Origin of the sequence: Sulfitobacter sp. (genome assembly GCF_036960155.1) — a bacterium.
In the GTDB taxonomy this organism is placed as follows: Bacteria; Pseudomonadota; Alphaproteobacteria; order Rhodobacterales; family Rhodobacteraceae; genus Sulfitobacter.
Genome location: NZ_JBALWB010000001.1, coordinates 649074 through 667155, shown reverse-complemented (window position 1 = coordinate 667155; position 18082 = coordinate 649074). Strand labels below are relative to the sequence as shown.

Below are 18082 nucleotides of genomic sequence, written 5' to 3'. Positions count from 1 at the left end.
TTTGTGGGTTGGGGACAATTCCAATGTACAGTGAAATTAGAAGGGCAGCTTCATGCCGGCAGGTAGACCCATGCCTTCGGTCAGCTTGCCCATTTCTTCTGCCGCGCGCTCGCTTGCTTTACCTTGCGCGTCTTTGATGGCGGCAAGGATCAGGTCTTCGACAACTTCTTTGTCGTCGCCGTTAAAGATCGATGGGTCAATGTCCAACCCCTTTAACTCACCCTTGGCTGTGCAGGTTGCCTTAACAAGGCCAGCACCCGCTTCGCCAGTGACCATGACGTTGTGCATTTCTTCCTGCATCTCGGCCATCTTGCCCTGCATCTCTTGGGCTTTTTTCATCATTCCGGCCATATCGCCGAGACCGCCTAATCCTTTGAACATGTCTTATCCTTTTGGGTTTTGCGCCGTTTGAAGGCGGTATAAAAGCTTGAAACAGATATGGCAGCACAGATGGCAATCGACAAGTGGGGCGGACCGAGACAGCCTTCTTGTTGCATCAACTCGTAGAAATTGACGCTTATGTCGTCAAGGTGAGGTAACTTGACTGCAGCCCATCCAATGAGGGCGGCGACAATTCCACAGATGGCCCAGAGCCAGCGCCGCCGAAAGAGCAAGGCCAGTGCGCAAACGGCAAGAAGGAGCCATCCAATCGGGGATGTCAGGTAGCCTATAGCTTCTTGCCATGCAGATACGGGGCCGCCATTCCATAAGGGACGTTCTTTGTCGCAGACCTCAGCGAATAGGGCTGTTGGCGAAACCAGTAATCCAAGAAAAACGACTAAGCGCATTAGCTGTCCTCGAACGGATCCCATTCGTCTTCGACTTCGGGCAGGGCTTCTTCTACAGCAGCGGCAGCGATGTCTTGCGGGGTCCGAATAGCGGTGATTTTCGCCCGCGGAAACTGGGCCATGACGGCCTGCATTAACGGATGCTCCTCAGCCTCTTCGCGCAGGGCGTTGTCTTTTGCATCTCGAATCGAGGCGATGGTGGGCGCGCCGCCTGTGTTGACGATGCTGACCGCCCAGCGATTGCCTGTCCAAAGTTGCAGCTTTGCGCCAAGGCGCTGGGCCAAATCGCGTGGTGCGTTGTCCGTAGGGACAAATTCAACGCGCCCCGGCTGGTAGGCGGCAAGCTGCAGTGACGTTTCGACCTCAACCAATAGTTTGACGTCGCGGTTGTGGCGGATCAGTTCAAGGACATGCTCAAACGTGGGGTACAGCGCGAGTGCCGCTGAGGGCTCATTCGCCAGTGCCGCGGTCGGGCCTGCGCCGTTGGGGTTTGCGGCCATGCGCGTTTGGGGTTGCTGAATTGCCTGAGCGCTGCCGCCACCTTTGGGGGCGGGCGCATGGCCAGCCATTGGCGCGGCTCCGGCGCTGGGCGCCGGTGTGTTTTGCAATGTGCGCACCAGTTCGTCAGGGGAGGGCAGGTCGGCAACGTGGGTCAGTCGGATAATGGCCATTTCGGCAGCCATCATAGCGTTTGGCGCGCTGGCCACTTCTTCCAACGCCTTGAGCAGCATTTGCCATAATCGAGTTAGAACGCGGATGGGAAGCGCATCGGCCATGACACGGCCACGGTCGCGCTCTTCTGGTGAAATGGTCGGATCTTCGGCGGCATCGGGGGTGATTTTCACCACGCTGATCCAGTGCGTGATCTCGGCGAGATCACGCAGAACAGCCATCGGGTCTGCGCCTTCGGCGTATTGCGAGCCGATTTCGGTAAGGGCACCAGCAGCATCACCGCGCAAGATCATTTCCAGCAGGTCCAGCACACGCGCGCGATCTGCGAGGCCCAGCATTGCGCGGACCTGCAAAGCGGTTGTTTCGCCGGCGCCGTGGCTAATGGCCTGATCCAGCAGCGAGGTTGCATCGCGTGCAGACCCTTCGGCAGCGCGGGTTATCAGCGCAAGCGCGTCATCTGCGATTTGTGCTGTTTCACCAGCGGCGATCTTGCGCAATAGCGCGATCATGACTTCGGGTTCGATACGGCGCAGGTCAAAGCGCTGACAGCGAGACAGGACCGTTACAGGTACCTTGCGAATCTCAGTGGTCGCAAAGATGAACTTCACATGCTCTGGTGGCTCTTCAAGCGTCTTGAGCAAGGCGTTGAACGCTCCGGTTGAGAGCATGTGCACTTCATCAATGATGTAGACTTTGTAGCGGGCCGAGGCGGCGCGGTAGTGGACGCTGTCGATGATTTCGCGGATGTTGGCGACACCAGTATTGGATGCAGCATCCATCTCGATCACGTCAACATGGCGGCCTTCCATGATTGCGGTGCAATGTTCGCATTTACCACAGGGTTCGGTGGTTGGTCCCGATGTGCCGTCAGCACCAATGCAGTTCATGCCTTTTGCGATGATACGAGCAGTTGTTGTTTTGCCCGTTCCGCGAATACCCGTCATGATGAAGGCCTGCGCTATGCGATCCGCTTCAAACGCGTTTTTCAGCGTGCGCACCATTGCTTCCTGACCGACAAGATCGGCAAAGGTTTCGGGGCGGTATTTGCGGGCAAGTACGCGGTAGGCTGTAGCGTCTGACATGAATATCCTGACGGTGGGATTCGGGTGTGGTGTTAAAGTAGGCCTTGGCGGGCTTGGGGGCAACGGTGATGGGGATTTGTAGTCCAGTAGTTTGACAAGAATATCGCGCATTTCGCCCAACGTGTTCGACAACCGTGCCGAACGGAGCAATTGCGCAGGTATTATTCCCACTAACGCTCAGTGCGCGGGCAGAATAATCTGCCGTCGAGGAATCCGGTTCCTTTGATGATTGAACTTGAGCGGGGCGTTTGTGTTAAGGTCTCGCAACACTAAAGATTAAAGGGGAATGCCATGCGGCTCAGAGGGATCAAACGCAGTAGCAATGTTGAAATGCGCGGCGGTAGCGGTGGGTCTCGACGTGCAGGTGCAAAAAGCGGTTTGGGCGTTGCTGGAATACTTGCGGTACTTGCGATTGGATATTTCACGGGCATTGATGTTTCACCTTTGCTGCAGGGTGGCGGCGTTCAACAAGAAAGCACAACATCCAGCACTGGCGATGATGCTGCGGCCAATTTTAGCGCCCAAGTATTGACCACAACCGAATCTGTTTGGACCAACGTGTTTCGCGAACAGCTGGACCGTGAATACGTCCCCCCGAAACTGGTCATTTTTAGCGGTGTCACCCAAAGCCCGTGTGGCGGGGCAAGCGGCGCAACTGGTCCGTTCTATTGTCCTGCTGACAGCAAAGCCTATCTGGATACGCAGTTCTTTCAGGCGCTTGATCAACAGATGGGGGCCGGTGGTGACTTTGCTGCGGCGTATGTGATCGCGCATGAAGTTGCCCACCATGTTCAAAACGAGCTGGAGATTTTGCCCAAGGTGAACGCGGCGCGACAGCGCGCCTCGGAAACTGAGGCCAATGCGCTGACAGTTCGTTTGGAATTGATGGCGGATTGCCTGTCAGGGATTTGGGCGCGCAATGTCAAAGGGTTAATGGAACGCGGCGATCTGGAAGAAGCGCTTAATGCGGCGCGTAAGATTGGCGATGACCATTTGCAACGACAAGCGGGGCGTGTACCGCAGCCTCATACATTTACCCACGGTACATCAGAACAGCGCGCGCGTTGGTTCGGGCGCGGATATGATAGCGGGTCAGTGGGTGAATGTGATACTTTTGCAGCGGCGCGCCTTTAGGGCGTTCCGTTTGCGTCATGTCTTTAATATCGGGAATAAGGTGAGAGATTGATAACGACCCAAGCGGGACCCGTTGTGGCTGCTGCCTTCCGGCTCTGACCAGGTTGGCGAGGCGCCTGCCCGCACCAACCTCTCGATCGTTGATATAGGCAATCTGTTCCTCCGCTGCAAGACCCGAGAATTTGATAGGATGCTGTAAGCTCTCTCGGCGCATTGTCTGTCATGTTTGGGTGCAATTACTGTGGATATGCCCAATCTCCATTAGCTGTGGAAGGGGTGCCGGATGGTTCCGTTTGGCGGCCCAATTTGCGCGAATCGCCTTTGTACAGTGATTTGAGAAGTGACTGTTGAACTGAGCAACAATTTCGTGATGGTGCAAAACCGACTGGTCCTTGATCCAGTCCTGTGGCAGCAAGAGCCTATAAATGTGGGCATGTGCCAAAAATCGTAACCATGTTAGGCACGCGTCGTCTGGCAATACCGCTGTGCATTGGCCGAATTTGATCGGAGTAATGCTTCGAATTTTAAGGACTAAAAGATGAAAAATGCAGAGCAGGTGACGTTTGGTGGTTCGGGTTTGGACCGTGCAGGGGAATTGCGTGGAAACCCTCAGGCATTGGCTGATGCTGCTGCTGATCCGGCAGCCCGTACGATTGTGTTTTGGCGGGGCAAGCCGCTGATCTCACCTGAACGCCCTTCGGGTTTGATCCGTTTGGGTATGGATCATGCAGTATTACGTGATGCGGCTGAAGCGCCAATGCTGCTGGGAAGCGAAGATGGCGCGCCGATCTTTGCTGTTGATGTGTCTGCTTGGACGCCAAGCGACCTTGATGAAAGCAGCCTTGGTGGTTTTCTTGATCCATCTGAGCAACGGCACCCTGCATTGCCCGAGTGGATGGTTTTTGCTGAACTACGCCGCGTGATGACGTGGCTAACACCGCGTGATGCAGAGCTGGCAGCATCGGGCAAGGCAGTGTTTGGTTGGCATCAATCCCATCAGTTCTGCGCACGTTGTGGGGCGAAAACACAGTTGGCGCAGGGCGGCTGGCAACGCAATTGTGCATCCTGTGGGACATCGCATTTTCCACGCACTGACCCAGTTGTTATTATGCTGATCACTCATGGAAATTCCGTTCTTGTTGGTCGCTCGCCAGGGTGGCCGCAGGGGATGTATTCCCTGCTCGCAGGCTTTGTTGAGCCCGGAGAAACGCTTGAGGCGGCTGTCCGACGCGAAGTGTTTGAAGAGGCGGGTGTTCAGGTTGGTGAGGTTGGATATCTTGCAAGCCAACCATGGCCTTTTCCAGCATCTTTGATGTTTGGATGCTGGGGTCATGCGACCAGCACAGACATCACAATTGATCCGGTCGAGATCGAAGATGCGCGCTGGATCACCCGCGAAGAAATGATGACAATTTCTAGCGGAAACCATCCAGAGATCATGCCTGCACGTAAAGGTGCTATTGCACACTTCTTGATTGAACGTTGGCTCGGAGATGCTTTGGATTAAGGATAGATTTTCGATTTTCGATAACTATTTTCGATTCAGGCGGTTGACCGCTTACTAGGTGGGGTTACATTCATGCTCCACAGGCGGCGAGGCCAAAATGAAGATAGGGCAATCATGAAATTCTCAACTAAAGAAGACATCGAAGCGCCCATAGGGGATGTTTTCGACATGCTCTGCGATTTCGAGACATTTGAGCGTGCGGCGATGCGCCGTGGTTCTGAGGTTCAGCGTGCGGATACTAAAACTGTTCCGGGTGTTGGTATGTCGTGGAATGCTGTCTTTAGTCTGCGTGGCAAGCGGCGTCAGGTTGAGATCGAAATGATCTCTTTTGATAAGCCCGATGAGATGGTTTTTGAGTGTCGCTCGCAGGGGTTGATGACCTTATTGAACATCGAGTTGGTTGCGCTGTCCAAGAACCGCACTCGACTTATGCTTTCTTTTGATATCAAGCCACTTAATCTGTCCGCACGCCTTTTGGTTCAATCCCTCAAGTTGGCAAAAACGTCTCTGACCAAGAAATTCAAATTGGGCGTTGCCGAATTTGCAAAAACGTTGGAAGAGCGGCACAAGCGCGTTTGACCTGCTTGGACCCGACGTTTTTAACGGTGGGGATGAGCCGGATAAACGCCCAGTACATCAAGCATGTTTGTGAAATAGTCTAACTCTTCTAGCGCGCGTTTGACGGCCGGATCGTCAGGGTGGCCTTCGATATCCGCGTAAAATTGTGTTGCTGTAAATGACCCACCGACCATATAGCTTTCTAGCTTTGTCATGTTTACGCCATTTGTCGCAAAACCGCCCATAGCTTTATACAATGCGGCAGGGATGTTACGTACTTCAAAGACAAATGTGGTCATCATTTTTTCGCCACGCGGCGTATGATCGGCATTGGGCGCCATGAGCAAAAAGCGTGTTGTGTTGTGATCTAAATCCTCGACCCCGTCAGCGAGCACAGTGAGGCCGTGAATTTTTGCGGCGACCGAGCTGGCGAGGACACCTTCATGTGCTGGACCGTTCGTGGCCAGTTCTTCTGCGGCGCCGGCGCTATCTGCGGCGGGTTCGGATGTAATGCCGTGGGTATCAAGAAAACTGCGGGCTTGTGGCAACAGCACAAGGTGCGCGCGTACATGTTTGATTTGGTCTAGCGTTGTGCCGGGACGCGCCATAAGCGCGATTCGAACGCGAACAAATGCTTCTTCGATAATGTGCATGCCGCTTTGTGGTAAAAGACGGTGAATATCTGCGACGCGACCATAGGTTGTGTTTTCAACAGGAAGCATTGCTAGATCGGCGCGTCCGTCACGTACTGTGCTCAGGACGTCTTCAAAGGTGGTGCATGGCACGGGGATTCCGTCAGGGCGGGCCTGTAAACATGCCTCGTGGCTATAGGCCCCAAGGGCGCCCTGAAAGGCGATGCGGGGGGGCTTGTTTGAGGTCATCACATCGGTCCTTTGTAAAAACATGCATAGATGGTCGATTGGTCGCGGTAAGTACATCTTGCTTGCGGCGAGGGAAAGCAATAGATAGCCCAACAAACAATTGAACAATTCAAAGCGATGGACCGAGCCATGGATACAATGACCCTTACAAAAGTTGCTGCCGGTGTGCTTGGCGCATGGTTGATACTGTTGCTGGCCAAATGGGGCGGTGAAGAGCTGTACCACACGGCATCCCATGGCGAGGCATCATATGTGATCGAAGTTGCGGGCGCAGAGCCTGTAGACGCAGAACCTGAAGTGCCGTTTGCAGAATTGCTTGCCTCTGCCTCTGCTGACAAAGGCGCGAAAGTATTTCGCAAGTGTACTGCTTGTCACAAAGCAGAAGACGGCGCGAACGCAACAGGCCCTTACCTTTACGGTGTTGTGGGTCGCGATATTGATTCAGCAGTCGGTTACGGCGCCTACTCTGGCTCGCTTCTAACGAATGGCACTGTTTGGACGCCTGACAATCTGAACGCGTTTTTGACCAAGCCAAGCGATTGGGCCCCTGGCACTTCAATGAGCTTTGCAGGTTTGAAAAAACCTGAAGACCGTGCAAACGTCATTGCCTATCTAGACAGCCTTGACGACTAATCGCTGTTAAGCCTGTGAAAAATTAGGAAAGGTCGCCAATCGGCGGCCTTTTTTCTGTTTATGTTCAGAATTTCGTTAGATTACAGACTTGCAACTTGTATCTTGGCGCGCGGCCTTTAGCCTAGTTTTTGAATATTTGTTCGTCCCTTCCAAGGAGCCCCTTCATGATGCCGATTTCCACTGCTCGTGTTCAGAAACGTCAATTGCCAATGATGCAGTTATGGACCGCCTTGGCAGTCACTGTGTCAGTTGCAGTTTTGGGCGCAGACTTGTGGGCGGAAGAGCAAGGAGAGATCATCACAAGTCATGGGTATTCCTTCTACGGCGATTTGAGGTATCCGGCTGACTATTCACATTTTGATTATGTGAACCCCGATGCACCAAAGGGCGGTGAGATTTCACTGCCATTTGTGGGTACGCTTGATTCGATGAATCCCTATTCAGGCAAGGGGCGGGCGCATCTTTTTTCGATTTTTGCTTATGAGTCGCTGCTTGGCGAATCTCCTTCGGGCGAAGGTTTGCCTGCAGATGTGTACGGAGAGGCTTACTGTCTTCTGTGTGAAACGGTTGAATATCCTAAAGATAAATCATGGGTCATCTTCCATATGCGCAAGGATGCGAAGTTTTCAGATGGCACACCTGTAACTGCACATGACATAGCATTTTCGCAGAACCTGCTGCTTGACGAAGGATTGAAGTCCTATGCCGATGCGGTGCGTAAACGTATCCCGAAGATCGAAGTGATTGATGACCTGACAATCAAATTCCATTTCGCAGATGGCATTTCACGGCGGAGCTTGATCGAAACTGTTGGTGGTGTGCCTGCGTGGCCGTCCAAATGGATGAAAGAGCGCGGTGTGGGGCTCAAAGACGACTGGTTAGAATCTCCTCCAGGTTCTGGTGCATACATTATTGATGACATTGATCTGAGCCGCCAGATTAAGCTGACGCGCAATCCTGATTATTGGGGTAAAGATTTGCCTATCAATAAAGGGCGGTTCAACTTTGATACGATCAAGTTAGAAATCATCAGCGATGATACGGCGTCGTTCGAGGCGTTTAAGTCTGGCTTGTATACTTTCCGTAGTGAAGGCGATTCCAAGAAGTGGGCGGCGGGATATGATTTCCCAAAGGTCACGGACGGGTTCATCAAGAAGGCCGAACTGTTTGACGGGTCACCTCCCACGCCAACGGGCGTTGTTTTCAATTTGAGTAGCGAAATATTAAAAGATCGCGCTGTGCGTCGCGCGATTGCTTTGATGTTTAACTTTGAATGGACCAACGAATCCTTGCAGTATGGCCTTTTCAAGCACCGTGCGTCGTTCTCGCAAGGAACGCCTGTTATGGCAAATGGTGTTCCGGAGGGGGCGGAACTGGAGTTGCTGGCCTCTCTAGGTGACTTAATTCCGGCTGAAATGCTGACGCAGGATGCTGTCGTGCCGCATACCTCTAGCTCAAAGCGGTTATTGGACCGGCGCAACGCACGCGCCGCGCAGAAATTGCTGGATGATGCGGGTTGGGAGGTTGTGAATGGGCGACGCCAAAAAGACGGTGTGCCGCTGCGTTTGGAATTCTTGTTTAACTCTACATCATCACCCACGGTTACTGCCGCGATCGAAAATTACATCTCAAATCTGCGCGGCATAGGTATCGATCTTCAGCTCGAGAAGGTGGATAGTTCACAATACACATCACGCGAACGCGGGCGCGATTTTGACCTCATTTATGAAAGCTACGCAGCCTTCTTGGGCACGGGCACAGGCCTGTCACAATATTACGGTTCAGAAGCAGCGGAGTTTTCGCTGTTCAATCCTGCAGGTCTTGCTAGTCCAATGGTCGATGCCATTATTGACGCATCGTTGGCTGCTCAGACGAGGGAAGAAGAAGAGGCCGCGATGTCAGCTTTGGATCGTGCACTACGGTATGAATTTTTCATTATACCTATGTGGTATAATGACGTGAATTGGGTTGCTTACTACGATCAATATGATCGCCCCGAAACCCAACCGCCATATGCCGTTGGCCATCTTGACTACTGGTGGTATGACGCGGACAAAGCGCAAAAACTGCGTGATGCAGGCGTGCTGAGGTAACTTATCTATGGGTAGTTATATATTACGGCGGGCGCTACTGATCCCCGTAACGTTATTCGGAATCATGCTGGTCAATTTTGCGCTTGTGCAATTTGTGCCCGGAGGCCCTGTTGAACAGGCGATTGCTCGTATTCAGGGCGGCGGTGACGTGTTCGGAGGCTTTGCAGGCAGTAATAACGATGCGGGCGCTGATACAATGTCCCAAGTAGGGCAAAGTGAATATATCGGCGCACGGGGGCTTCCACCTGAGTTCATCGAGGAACTTGAGCGTGAGTTCGGCTTTGATAAGCCTCCGGTCGAGCGCTTCTTTCGGATGCTCGGCAACTATTTGAGGTTTGATTTCGGAGACAGCTATTTCCGCTCGATCTCGGTCATTGATTTGATCAAGGAAAAGCTGCCTGTATCGATAACGTTGGGCCTTTGGTCGACGTTGATCGCCTATATGATATCGATCCCGCTGGGAATTAAAAAGGCCGTGCGCGATGGCTCGCGGTTTGACACGTGGACCTCGGGTGCGATCATCGCAGCCTATGCGATCCCCGGATTTCTATTTGCGATTTTGCTGTTGGTTTTGTTTGTGCCAGCAAACTGTTTCCGCATTCCCGGTATCGCCGAAATGTGGCCCGGCGGCGCAACCTATAACCCAACCTGCCATGAGCTGTTTCCGCTGCGCGGTCTAACCTCTGACAACTTTGAAGAGCTCAGTGCGTGGGGCAAGGTAAAGGATTACGTTTGGCACATCACACTGCCTGTACTTGCTTCGACGATTTCGGCATTTGCGACACTCACGCTACTGACCAAGAACAGCTTTTTGGACGAGATCAAGAAACACTACGTTATGACCGCCCGTGCCAAGGGCCTGTCAGAGCGTAAGGTGCTGTACGGTCACGTGTTCCGTAATGCGATGCTGATTGTAATCGCAGGTTTCCCTGCTGTCTTCATTGGGGTTTTCTTTGGTTCTAGCCTGATCATCGAGACGATCTTTTCACTGGATGGGTTAGGACGTTTGGGGTTTGAGGCCGCCGTTGCGCGCGATTACCCAATTGTGTTCGGCACGCTGTTCATCTTTGGCCTGATTGGCCTTGTTGTCGGAATTATCTCTGACTTGATGTATGTGCTGGTTGATCCGCGCATTGATTTTGAGAAGAGGGAAGGCTGATGGCATTGTCCCCACTCAACCAGCGTCGTTGGCGCAATTTTGCCCGTAACCGGCGTGCCTATTGGTCGCTGTGGATTTTTGCAGTGGTGTTCACCCTGTCGCTGTTCGCTGAGTTCTTGGCAAACGATAAGCCGATCCTCGTGAATTACCGCGGTGATTACTATACGCCTATCTTCAGTTTCTACCCCGAGACGGCATTTGGCGGTGATTTCCAAACCGAAGCGGCCTATCGCGATCCAGAGGTGAAATGTTTGATTGCCACTGGTGGGCTTGAGGATTGTTTTGATGATCCTGACGGTATTCTGGAAGGTGTCCATGAAGGCACTTACGGCGATGGCGTTGTGGGTTTCCATAAGGGGTGGTCCATCTGGCCGCCTATCCCCTACAGCTATGACACTGCCGTTGATCGCCCAGGTGCCGCGCCGCTGCCGCCCAATGGTGAAAACCTGCTTGGTACGGACGGGACCAAACGTGATGTGATGGCGCGTGTCATTCACGGGTTCAGGTTGTCGATTGTGTTTACATTGGTGGTTACAGGCCTTTCCACGATCATCGGCATTACTGCTGGTGCTGTGCAAGGTTTCTTTGGTGGTTGGGTTGATCTGATTTTTCAACGGATCATCGAAATTTGGACCTCTACGCCGTCGCTTTATGTGATCATCATCATGTTTGCGATTTTAGGGCGAAGTTTTTGGCTACTGGTATTCTTGCTGGTGTTGTTCAGTTGGACGGCGCTTGTTGGGGTCGTGCGGGCTGAATTCTTGCGTGCCCGCAATCTGGAATATGTGCGTGCGGCGCGGGCGTTAGGTGTGGGCAATGTCACCATCATGTTCCGCCATATGCTGCCAAACGCGATGGTTGCCACGCTGACCATGTTGCCCTTCCTGATTACGGGCACGATCTCTTCGCTTGCTGTGCTCGACTTCCTTGGGTTTGGCTTGCCGTCCTCCGCGCCTTCGCTGGGGGAATTGACATTGCAGGCCAAGCAAAACCTGCAAGCGCCATGGCTGGCATTCACGGCTTTCTTTACCTTTGCGATCATGTTGTCGCTGCTTGTGTTTATTTTTGAGGGGGTCCGCGATGCGTTTGATCCCAGAAAGACGTTCTCCTGATGACTCCGCTTTTGGACGTGAAAGACCTCACCGTGTCCTTTCGGCAGGATGGAAAACTGACGCCAGCGGTTAAAGGCATTTCGTTTCATCTAGAGCGGGGTGAAACCGTTGCGTTGGTTGGTGAGAGCGGGTCAGGTAAGTCTGTTTCTGCGCTCAGCACGGTTAGCTTGTTGGGGGAAACTGCCCATGTTGAGGGTTCAGTGACCTATGACGGTCAGCAGATGATTGGCGCGAATGATGCGCTGCTGCGCAAGGTGCGCGGCAATGACATTAGCTTCATCTTCCAAGAACCAATGACCTCGCTGAACCCGCTGCATACAATTGACAAACAGCTCGCAGAATCGCTGGCCCTGCATCAGGGATTGACCGGTGCCGTACTCAAGGAACGTATTCTGGAGTTGCTGGAAAAGGTCGGTATCAACGATGCCGAAAGCCGCCTTGGCTCTTATCCGCATCAGCTGTCTGGCGGGCAGCGGCAACGCGTGATGATCGCAATGGCGTTGGCGAATAAACCTGATGTGCTGATTGCGGATGAGCCGACAACGGCGTTGGATGTGACCATTCAGGCCCAAATCCTTGATCTGTTGAAAGATCTGAAAGACAGCGAAGGCATGGGCCTGCTGTTCATCACGCATGACTTGGGGGTGGTGCGCCGCATTGCGGACCGTGTTTGTGTGATGCAACAGGGCGAGATTGTAGAGCAGGGTGCTACCTCAGAGATATTCGATAATCCTCAACACCCCTATACGAAAAAACTGTTGGGCGCTGAGCCAACAGGCCGGCCGGCGCCGGTGCAAGAGGATGCTGAGGTTATTGCCGCGACTGATAAGTTGAAAATCTGGTTCCCAATCCAGCAAGGTCTGCTGCGCCGCACCGTTGGCCACGTGAAAGCCGTGAATGATGCGAGCTTAAGCGTGCGCGCAGGTGAAACCATCGGGATCGTGGGGGAGAGTGGCTCTGGCAAGACCACACTTGCGCTTGCGATGATGCGCCTGATCGCCTCTGAGGGTGGTATCAGTTTCATGGGGAACGATGTGCGCAAGTGGTCTACCAAAGATCTAAGACGCCTTCGCAAAGACATGCAGATCGTATTTCAGGACCCCTTTGGCAGCTTGTCACCGCGCATGACATGTATGCAGATTATTGCCGAAGGTCTGACCATTCACAATGTGGACCCTGACCGTGATCAGCGCGAATTGGTACGTGACGTGATGATCGAAGTCGGCCTCGACCCTGAAACGATGGACCGCTACCCGCATGAGTTCTCAGGTGGACAGCGGCAGCGGATAGCGATTGCGCGGGCGATGGTATTGCGTCCCCGTCTGTTGGTTCTTGATGAACCGACAAGCGCCCTGGATATGACCGTACAGGTTCAAATCGTTGACCTACTACGTGAATTGCAGGTCAAATACGGGCTCGCCTATTTGTTTATCAGTCACGATCTAAAGGTTGTGCGTGCTATGTCTCACCGTGTGATGGTGATGAAACAGGGCGACGTGATTGAGTACGGCGACGTTGATGCATTGTATGACAATCCCCAGACAGAATACGCGCGCAGCCTGTTGCAGGCCGCGAGCTAAATCACTGTTGCATAAGCCTGCGCTAACCCTGACATGAATGCAGCTTGGACCTGTGGCGCAGTCAGTTCGACATCGCCAAATTGCGCTGACTTTGCGCCACAAGCACTCGCAATAACAGTCACATTATATCCAAAATCACGCGCAGCGCGCACGGTGGCATCGATACACATCTGGCTCATGGCGCCAATGATAGTAAGGTCGGTAACCCCAAGGTCTTGAAGATGGCTATGCAGGCCAGTTTCGTGAAAGCTGTTAGGGCGGTGCTTGAGGAATACGGTTTCATCTGAACGTGGGGCGACGCTGGGGTGAAACTCAGCTCCGGCAGTGCCGGGGCGGAAGAACGGCGCAGTATCCGACAACGCCTCATGGCGGATATGGATGACATGGTCGGTTGCTTCTCGGGCTTGTGCGAGAATGGCAGCAGCGGATTGGGCCACTTTATCCATTTCTTCAACAGGCCAAAGGCCGCCAGTGAAATAGTCGTTTTGAATGTCTATCAAGATGAGGGCGCTTGTCATGTGCGATGACCTTACAGTTTGTTTGGATCTATGGTGCGGAATGTCTTCCGCTGAAACCAGCGCTGCCGCTTGACTTCGGACGCTGGCGGCATGTCCTGTACCCGAATTTGACCTGTTCGTGTGGCAGTCATAAACGTTTGTGCGTAGATATTGATCATGGCTGGTCTCCTTTTTCTCACTCCATACTTGAAGTTTGTGGACCAAAATGCGAGTCATGCTTCCTGACAATATGTAAGTTAGGATAACATATGGAGTGGCGATTCCTTCCACCACTGTCCGCATTGCGCGCGTTTTCAGCCTTCGCTGAGCAGGGCAATGTTGTTGGTGCTGGCGATGTGTTGGGCGTGTCGCATGCTGCGATTAGCCAGCAATTGCGCGTGCTTGAAACACATCTGAATGTCAGCTTGTTGGATCGCTCTGGTCGTGCGCTTAGGCTGACAGATGAGGGGGAGCAGTTAGCGCGTTCACTGCGCGGTGGCTTTGCACTCATTGGGGAAGGTGTTGCTGCAGTGACGGGCGCGCGGGATGCACGACCTCTTCACATTTCGGTAACGCCAACCTTTGCAGCTTCATGGTTAATGCCGCGACTTGCAGGGTTTCGTGCGATGCATCCTGATATTGATTTGATGATTGATCCCACCACGGACGTGGTCACGCTTGGCCCTGATGGGATCGATGTTGCGATCCGCTTTGGTCAGGGTGGCTGGAGCGGTTTGGAATCTGCGCTATTGTGGGAAAGCACTTTGGTTGTTGTTGGAGCGCCTTCACTGGTCGGTGAGACGGCTTATGCCGATCTAGATGCATTGGCCCGATTGCCGTGGATCGAAGAGTTAGGCACTTCTGAATCGACGAATTGGTTGCAGACGCATGGCGTGACGCAACGCGCAGTGGGCGTAATTCGGGTACCGGGTAATTTTCTGATTGATGGCGCGCGTGACGGGCAAGGGCTTGCCGCCACAGTGCGCCGATTTGTCGAGCGAGACATCGAAGCTGGCAGACTGCGGGTATTGCACGAAGAGCAACGCAGCGGCAGTGGCTACCACATCGTAACGCGTGCAGGTGTGATGCGTGCGCCGTTAAAAGCGTTTGTAAATTGGCTGAAGCGGGAGGGGCGAACCCCTTAACCCGGTCCAATCATAAAGCAGCTGACATTACGCGCCTTTAGGCGACGACAGGCCAAGTCTGCAGTTTCACGTGTCATGCCAAGGAAATTGGCGTCAAAACCTTGTGGCTTGCGAACAACCTTGCGAAGTGAGCCGTCAAGTGTGGCCATTTCTGCAAGCGCGGTTTTGATCAACACCTTTTCGGCAGCATAGCGGCTACCATAGCGACCTACATTCACACCCCAATGACGCCCTCCCGACGTAGAAACGCGGGTTACAACCTCTTGCGGGGCAGGGGGTTTTTTGGCCCTGGGTTGGGCGCCAATTACAACAAGCCCTTTGGGCCGTAATGTTGGGCGGATCGAGGCTGTAGCAGCGGCTAGAACAACATTCTCTGGTTGGGTTGCGGGTGCTGCTGCCCTTGGCTCTGGTTTTAGTTCAGGCGCTGCGGGTTCTGCAACAGCTTGCGCAACGGCCTCGGCAATAGCCGAGCTCAGGATGTCACTGATCCCACCTTCAGTTGCTGCGGAGGCTACGACAACAGGAGCACTTTCCCCTGGCCGCAGTTTAGGTCGTGAGGACGTTTTTACGGCACGGATTAGGCGGAGGGTTTTACCTTTGGCGCCCGGCGCGGGTTTTGTCTGCGGTTCTGAAGAAGGTGTTGGTTTTGCTTCAGCAATGTAGTCAGGCAGGGCTGGTTTGCGTACCCGGGCACGCGATGGCGCGCGGCGGAAACCAAGATCCATCAGCTCAGCCACTTTTGCATTTCGCGACGTTGTAGATTTTCCACCAAATACCGTCACAATCACACGCTCATTGCCGCGTTCGGCGGAAGCGGTCAGGTTGAATCCCGCAGCGCGGGTGTAACCAGTTTTGATCCCATCTGCACCTTTGTAGGCGTTCAGGAAGCGGCGGTTGGTATGGCTCACTTTGCGAACACCTGCATCTGCCGTGATCCGCGAAAACAAATTGTAGTACTGTGGGTAATCATACAGCAGGTGGCGGCCCATTATTGTCATGTCATGGGCGGTCGACAGGTGGCCTGCCTCGGTGAGGCCGTGGGCGTTTTTGTATGTGGTTCGCGTCATGCCTAGCTGCTTGGCTGTGCGATTCATGCGGCGGGCAAACTTCGCCTCTGAGCCTGAGATCGCTTCACCGATGGCGGTGGCAGCGTCGTTTGCGGACTTAACAGCGGCGGCACGGATGAGGTAACGCATTGCGATACGTTGGCCAGTTTTGAGACCCAATTTGCTGGGTGGCTCTGCTGTAGCGTTTTTGGAAATGCGAACTTTTGTGTCCAACGAGATTTCGCCACGCTCAATCGCTTGGAACGCGATGTAGAGCGTCATCATTTTGGTGAGAGATGCGGGATGAAGGCGCGTATCGGCATTGCGAGAATGCAGTACCTCGCCTGTTCGCGCATCAATGACATAAGCAGCATAAGGGGCTGCCATTGCACTCATCGGAACGAGAACAAGCAACCAAATAGCCGCCAAAACGAATAGCCCAAAACGGGCCGGCTGCACGCGCCGCACCTTCATGATAACCTGCCTAATTCTGCCTCTGACCCCCGATTTTTCGGGTGGCCTTATTATTTATTGGCTAAAACTTAGCACGAAAGACCGCCTCTGATAACCCTTATTTTGCGCGGATTTACGCCATTTTCTGCAACGCAGCATAGCACATATGGGTGTGGTTTAGGGTTGAACCACTAGACCCGCCAATGTGGCGGGAATGTGGCAGCATTGGGGCACGATTTGCCCCAATCTAAAGTTGCGATTCATTCAAGCGTTAGGGAGACGTAGTTGCGTTCAATGAAGCCCAACTCGATCCCAAAAATGCAGGGTGGTGGGATCAGGGGGCGCAATGCAGCTTCAAGTGCACTCAAAAGCGCCTGCATAAATGCGTCATCGCGGTGTGATTTGTTGAGCATTCGCACCATCAGTTGCACATGGGTATGGTGTGTTTGCTCCAACGGATAGGCGCGACCTTTGCAAGCGCCAGCGCCGCCATCATGTGCGCTAATGACAGCCTCAATAGCAGCTAGAACAGCGGGGGCGTCCAATGGGATTTGTGATGAGTAGCTTAGGTCAGCCTGTGGCATGGATATCTCCGGTGATTATGGATTTGATTAGATCAGGCAGATTGCCCAAATTAGTGATTTCGTGGAATTTCGGATGCTCTGGCGCGGTGGCGTGTTCTATGGCCCATGAAAGGCCATGGGGTGCGAATACACCCCAACCGCCCGCGTCGATCATCGGGATCACATCAGATGCCATAGAATTGCCTACCATCAGGCCCTGATCTGCGCCTGTACCGTGCTGGGCAAAGATGCGAGTATAGGCTTCAGGTGTCTTTGCCGAGACTATTTCGATGCCATGGAACAAATCGCGCAATCCGGATTGTGCCAGTTTGCGCTCTTGATCCAATAAGTCGCCTTTGGTGATGACAAGAACCTTATAATCACTTCGCAGAGTTTGGATCGTTTGCGCAGCGTGGGGCAGCAGATCAACGGAATGGCTCAACATGTCGCGGCCAGCATCAAGGATTTGTGATATGACGGATGCAGGAACACGACCGTCGGTGACTTCAATGGCGGTCTCTATCATCGACAGCGTGAAGCCTTTGATGCCGAAGCCGTAGTGAGGAAGATTGCGCCGTTCCGCGGCCAATAGGCGGCCCATCAGAGTGTCACTTTCTGTATGATCGGCCAACAACTCGGCGAAATGGTCTTGGGTGAGCCTAAAGTAGCGTTCGTTGTGCCAAAGCGTATCGTCGGCATCAAATCCGATTGTTGTCAGAATATGAGACATTACGCCGCTATTTCCTTTTCTGGCCCGCGCCTCTTTTCTAAAGGGGGCTTCACGTTATATAGACAGGATAATATCCCGATGAAAATGCAACTTCCGCAGGAGCAGTAATGCACCTAGATCCAATATCCATGGCAGGCCCGCAAGACGGTGATGAAACCGAGCTGTTGACCAAAGTGAAGCCAAAGACCAAGCGGCCACCCCTCTACAAGGTGATGCTGCTCAACGACGATTTCACGCCAATGGAATTCGTAGTGCATGTTTTGGAACGGTTTTTTGGCCTCAATCACGCGCAAGCGTTTGAGATTATGTTGATCGTCCACAAAAAAGGGCTGGCCGTAGTGGGCGTGTTCAGCCATGAGATCGCGGAGACAAAGGTGGCGCAAGTTATGGATTTTGCACGCCGTAACCAGCACCCACTACAATGTACTATGGAAAAAGAAGAATAAGCG

The 18082-nt window shown here is 53.3% G+C and carries 18 protein-coding genes and 1 other RNA gene; 10 read left to right on the top strand and 9 right to left on the bottom strand.

What is annotated here, in order from left to right; all coding sequences use genetic code 11:
- Positions 1 to 36: 36 nt before the first annotated feature.
- Positions 37 to 381 (bottom strand): YbaB/EbfC family nucleoid-associated protein, encoded by a 345-nt coding sequence (locus V7775_RS03395; RefSeq protein WP_335750450.1) that lies wholly within the window; start codon positions 379 to 381, stop codon positions 37 to 39.
- Between the two features lie 406 nt (positions 382 to 787).
- Entirely contained in the window at positions 788 to 2542 is a 1755-nt protein-coding gene (locus V7775_RS03390; RefSeq protein WP_335750449.1) for a DNA polymerase III subunit gamma/tau, read from the bottom strand.
- Between the two features lie 291 nt (positions 2543 to 2833).
- On the opposite strand from V7775_RS03390, the gene ypfJ reads away from it, so the two are divergent.
- Complete coding sequence (ypfJ, locus tag V7775_RS03385) at positions 2834 to 3676, top strand: KPN_02809 family neutral zinc metallopeptidase (protein ID WP_335750448.1); 843 nt, start codon at positions 2834 to 2836, stop codon at positions 3674 to 3676.
- A gap of 38 nt (positions 3677 to 3714) precedes the next feature.
- Here the strand turns inward: ypfJ and ffs are convergent.
- Positions 3715 to 3812: signal recognition particle sRNA small type (ffs, locus tag V7775_RS03380), an RNA gene on the bottom strand.
- A gap of 402 nt (positions 3813 to 4214) precedes the next feature.
- Between ffs and nudC the strand changes: the two genes are divergently transcribed.
- The gene (nudC, locus tag V7775_RS03375) at positions 4215 to 5183 is read left to right on the top strand and encodes an NAD(+) diphosphatase (RefSeq protein ID WP_335750447.1); all 969 of its coding nucleotides are present in this window, start codon (positions 4215 to 4217) and stop codon (positions 5181 to 5183) included.
- A gap of 114 nt (positions 5184 to 5297) precedes the next feature.
- The gene (locus V7775_RS03370) at positions 5298 to 5762 is read left to right on the top strand and encodes an SRPBCC family protein (RefSeq protein WP_335750446.1); all 465 of its coding nucleotides are present in this window, start codon (positions 5298 to 5300) and stop codon (positions 5760 to 5762) included.
- Positions 5763 to 5782: 20 nt separating this feature from the next.
- Here the strand turns inward: V7775_RS03370 and V7775_RS03365 are convergent, their stop codons facing one another.
- Positions 5783 to 6622, bottom strand: coding sequence for a prephenate dehydratase (locus V7775_RS03365; protein ID WP_335750445.1), 840 nt, complete (start codon positions 6620 to 6622; stop codon positions 5783 to 5785).
- 129 nt (positions 6623 to 6751) lie between these two features.
- Here V7775_RS03365 and V7775_RS03360 point away from each other — a divergent pair, with 129 nt between their 5' ends.
- The 5 genes from V7775_RS03360 (at position 6752) to V7775_RS03340 (ending at position 13199) form a co-directional block, all read left to right on the top strand.
- Positions 6752 to 7255: a c-type cytochrome gene (locus V7775_RS03360; protein ID WP_335750444.1), complete on the top strand. Its 504-nt coding sequence runs from the start codon at positions 6752 to 6754 to the stop codon at positions 7253 to 7255.
- Positions 7256 to 7422: 167 nt separating this feature from the next.
- The gene (locus V7775_RS03355) at positions 7423 to 9348 is read left to right on the top strand and encodes an extracellular solute-binding protein (protein WP_335751048.1); all 1926 of its coding nucleotides are present in this window, start codon (positions 7423 to 7425) and stop codon (positions 9346 to 9348) included.
- Positions 9349 to 9355: 7 nt separating this feature from the next.
- Complete coding sequence (locus tag V7775_RS03350) at positions 9356 to 10507, top strand: microcin C ABC transporter permease YejB (protein ID WP_335750443.1); 1152 nt, start codon at positions 9356 to 9358, stop codon at positions 10505 to 10507.
- Positions 10507 to 11619 carry an ABC transporter permease gene (locus V7775_RS03345; protein WP_335750442.1) on the top strand — a complete coding sequence of 371 codons (1113 nt, stop codon included), beginning with the start codon at positions 10507 to 10509 and terminating at the stop codon, positions 11617 to 11619. Before V7775_RS03350 ends, V7775_RS03345 begins: the two co-directional genes overlap by 1 nt.
- Complete coding sequence (locus V7775_RS03340; protein WP_335750441.1) at positions 11619 to 13199, top strand: ABC transporter ATP-binding protein; 1581 nt, start codon at positions 11619 to 11621, stop codon at positions 13197 to 13199. Before V7775_RS03345 ends, V7775_RS03340 begins: the two co-directional genes overlap by 1 nt.
- Here the strand turns inward: V7775_RS03340 and V7775_RS03335 are convergent.
- Positions 13196 to 13717 carry a cysteine hydrolase family protein gene (locus tag V7775_RS03335; protein ID WP_335750440.1) on the bottom strand — a complete coding sequence of 174 codons (522 nt, stop codon included), beginning with the start codon at positions 13715 to 13717 and terminating at the stop codon, positions 13196 to 13198. The two genes, V7775_RS03340 and V7775_RS03335, sit on opposite strands and share 4 nt — an antisense overlap.
- Positions 13718 to 13728: 11 nt before the next feature.
- Positions 13729 to 13875: a hypothetical protein gene (locus V7775_RS03330; protein ID WP_335750439.1), complete on the bottom strand. Its 147-nt coding sequence runs from the start codon at positions 13873 to 13875 to the stop codon at positions 13729 to 13731.
- A gap of 90 nt (positions 13876 to 13965) precedes the next feature.
- On the opposite strand from V7775_RS03330, the gene V7775_RS03325 reads away from it, so the two are divergent.
- A complete protein-coding gene (locus V7775_RS03325; RefSeq protein WP_335750438.1) occupies positions 13966 to 14841 on the top strand; it encodes a LysR family transcriptional regulator in 876 nt (291 codons plus the stop codon).
- Here V7775_RS03325 and V7775_RS03320 read toward each other — a convergent pair.
- The 3 genes from V7775_RS03320 to V7775_RS03310 all read right to left on the bottom strand — a co-directional run bounded on the left by V7775_RS03320 (position 14838) and on the right by V7775_RS03310 (position 17633).
- Entirely contained in the window at positions 14838 to 16361 is a 1524-nt protein-coding gene (locus tag V7775_RS03320) for a D-alanyl-D-alanine carboxypeptidase family protein (RefSeq protein ID WP_335750437.1), read from the bottom strand. The two genes, V7775_RS03325 and V7775_RS03320, sit on opposite strands and share 4 nt — an antisense overlap.
- A gap of 239 nt (positions 16362 to 16600) precedes the next feature.
- Entirely contained in the window at positions 16601 to 16924 is a 324-nt protein-coding gene (locus V7775_RS03315; protein WP_335750436.1) for a hypothetical protein, read from the bottom strand.
- Positions 16911 to 17633 (bottom strand): HAD family hydrolase, encoded by a 723-nt coding sequence (locus tag V7775_RS03310; RefSeq protein ID WP_335750435.1) that lies wholly within the window; start codon positions 17631 to 17633, stop codon positions 16911 to 16913. The genes V7775_RS03315 and V7775_RS03310 overlap by 14 nt, the downstream gene beginning before the upstream one ends.
- A 107-nt stretch (positions 17634 to 17740) precedes the next feature.
- Here V7775_RS03310 and clpS point away from each other — a divergent pair, with 107 nt between their 5' ends.
- Positions 17741 to 18079, top strand: coding sequence for an ATP-dependent Clp protease adapter ClpS (gene clpS, locus V7775_RS03305; protein ID WP_335750434.1), 339 nt, complete (start codon positions 17741 to 17743; stop codon positions 18077 to 18079).
- Positions 18080 to 18082: the final 3 nt, after the last annotated feature.

Coding starts and splice junctions, on each gene's coding strand:
- V7775_RS03395 (WP_335750450.1), bottom strand. CDS start 381: ATGTTCAAAGGATTAGGCGGTCTCGGCGATATGGCCGGAATGATGAAA.
- V7775_RS03390 (WP_335750449.1), bottom strand. CDS start 2,542: ATGTCAGACGCTACAGCCTACCGCGTACTTGCCCGCAAATACCGCCCC.
- ypfJ (WP_335750448.1), top strand. CDS start 2,834: ATGCGGCTCAGAGGGATCAAACGCAGTAGCAATGTTGAAATGCGCGGC.
- nudC (WP_335750447.1), top strand. CDS start 4,215: ATGAAAAATGCAGAGCAGGTGACGTTTGGTGGTTCGGGTTTGGACCGT.
- V7775_RS03370 (WP_335750446.1), top strand. CDS start 5,298: ATGAAATTCTCAACTAAAGAAGACATCGAAGCGCCCATAGGGGATGTT.
- V7775_RS03365 (WP_335750445.1), bottom strand. CDS start 6,622: ATGACCTCAAACAAGCCCCCCCGCATCGCCTTTCAGGGCGCCCTTGGG.
- V7775_RS03360 (WP_335750444.1), top strand. CDS start 6,752: ATGGATACAATGACCCTTACAAAAGTTGCTGCCGGTGTGCTTGGCGCA.
- V7775_RS03355 (WP_335751048.1), top strand. CDS start 7,423: ATGCCGATTTCCACTGCTCGTGTTCAGAAACGTCAATTGCCAATGATG.
- V7775_RS03350 (WP_335750443.1), top strand. CDS start 9,356: ATGGGTAGTTATATATTACGGCGGGCGCTACTGATCCCCGTAACGTTA.
- V7775_RS03345 (WP_335750442.1), top strand. CDS start 10,507: ATGGCATTGTCCCCACTCAACCAGCGTCGTTGGCGCAATTTTGCCCGT.
- V7775_RS03340 (WP_335750441.1), top strand. CDS start 11,619: ATGACTCCGCTTTTGGACGTGAAAGACCTCACCGTGTCCTTTCGGCAG.
- V7775_RS03335 (WP_335750440.1), bottom strand. CDS start 13,717: ATGACAAGCGCCCTCATCTTGATAGACATTCAAAACGACTATTTCACT.
- V7775_RS03330 (WP_335750439.1), bottom strand. CDS start 13,875: ATGATCAATATCTACGCACAAACGTTTATGACTGCCACACGAACAGGT.
- V7775_RS03325 (WP_335750438.1), top strand. CDS start 13,966: ATGGAGTGGCGATTCCTTCCACCACTGTCCGCATTGCGCGCGTTTTCA.
- V7775_RS03320 (WP_335750437.1), bottom strand. CDS start 16,361: ATGAAGGTGCGGCGCGTGCAGCCGGCCCGTTTTGGGCTATTCGTTTTG.
- V7775_RS03315 (WP_335750436.1), bottom strand. CDS start 16,924: ATGCCACAGGCTGACCTAAGCTACTCATCACAAATCCCATTGGACGCC.
- V7775_RS03310 (WP_335750435.1), bottom strand. CDS start 17,633: ATGTCTCATATTCTGACAACAATCGGATTTGATGCCGACGATACGCTT.
- clpS (WP_335750434.1), top strand. CDS start 17,741: ATGCACCTAGATCCAATATCCATGGCAGGCCCGCAAGACGGTGATGAA.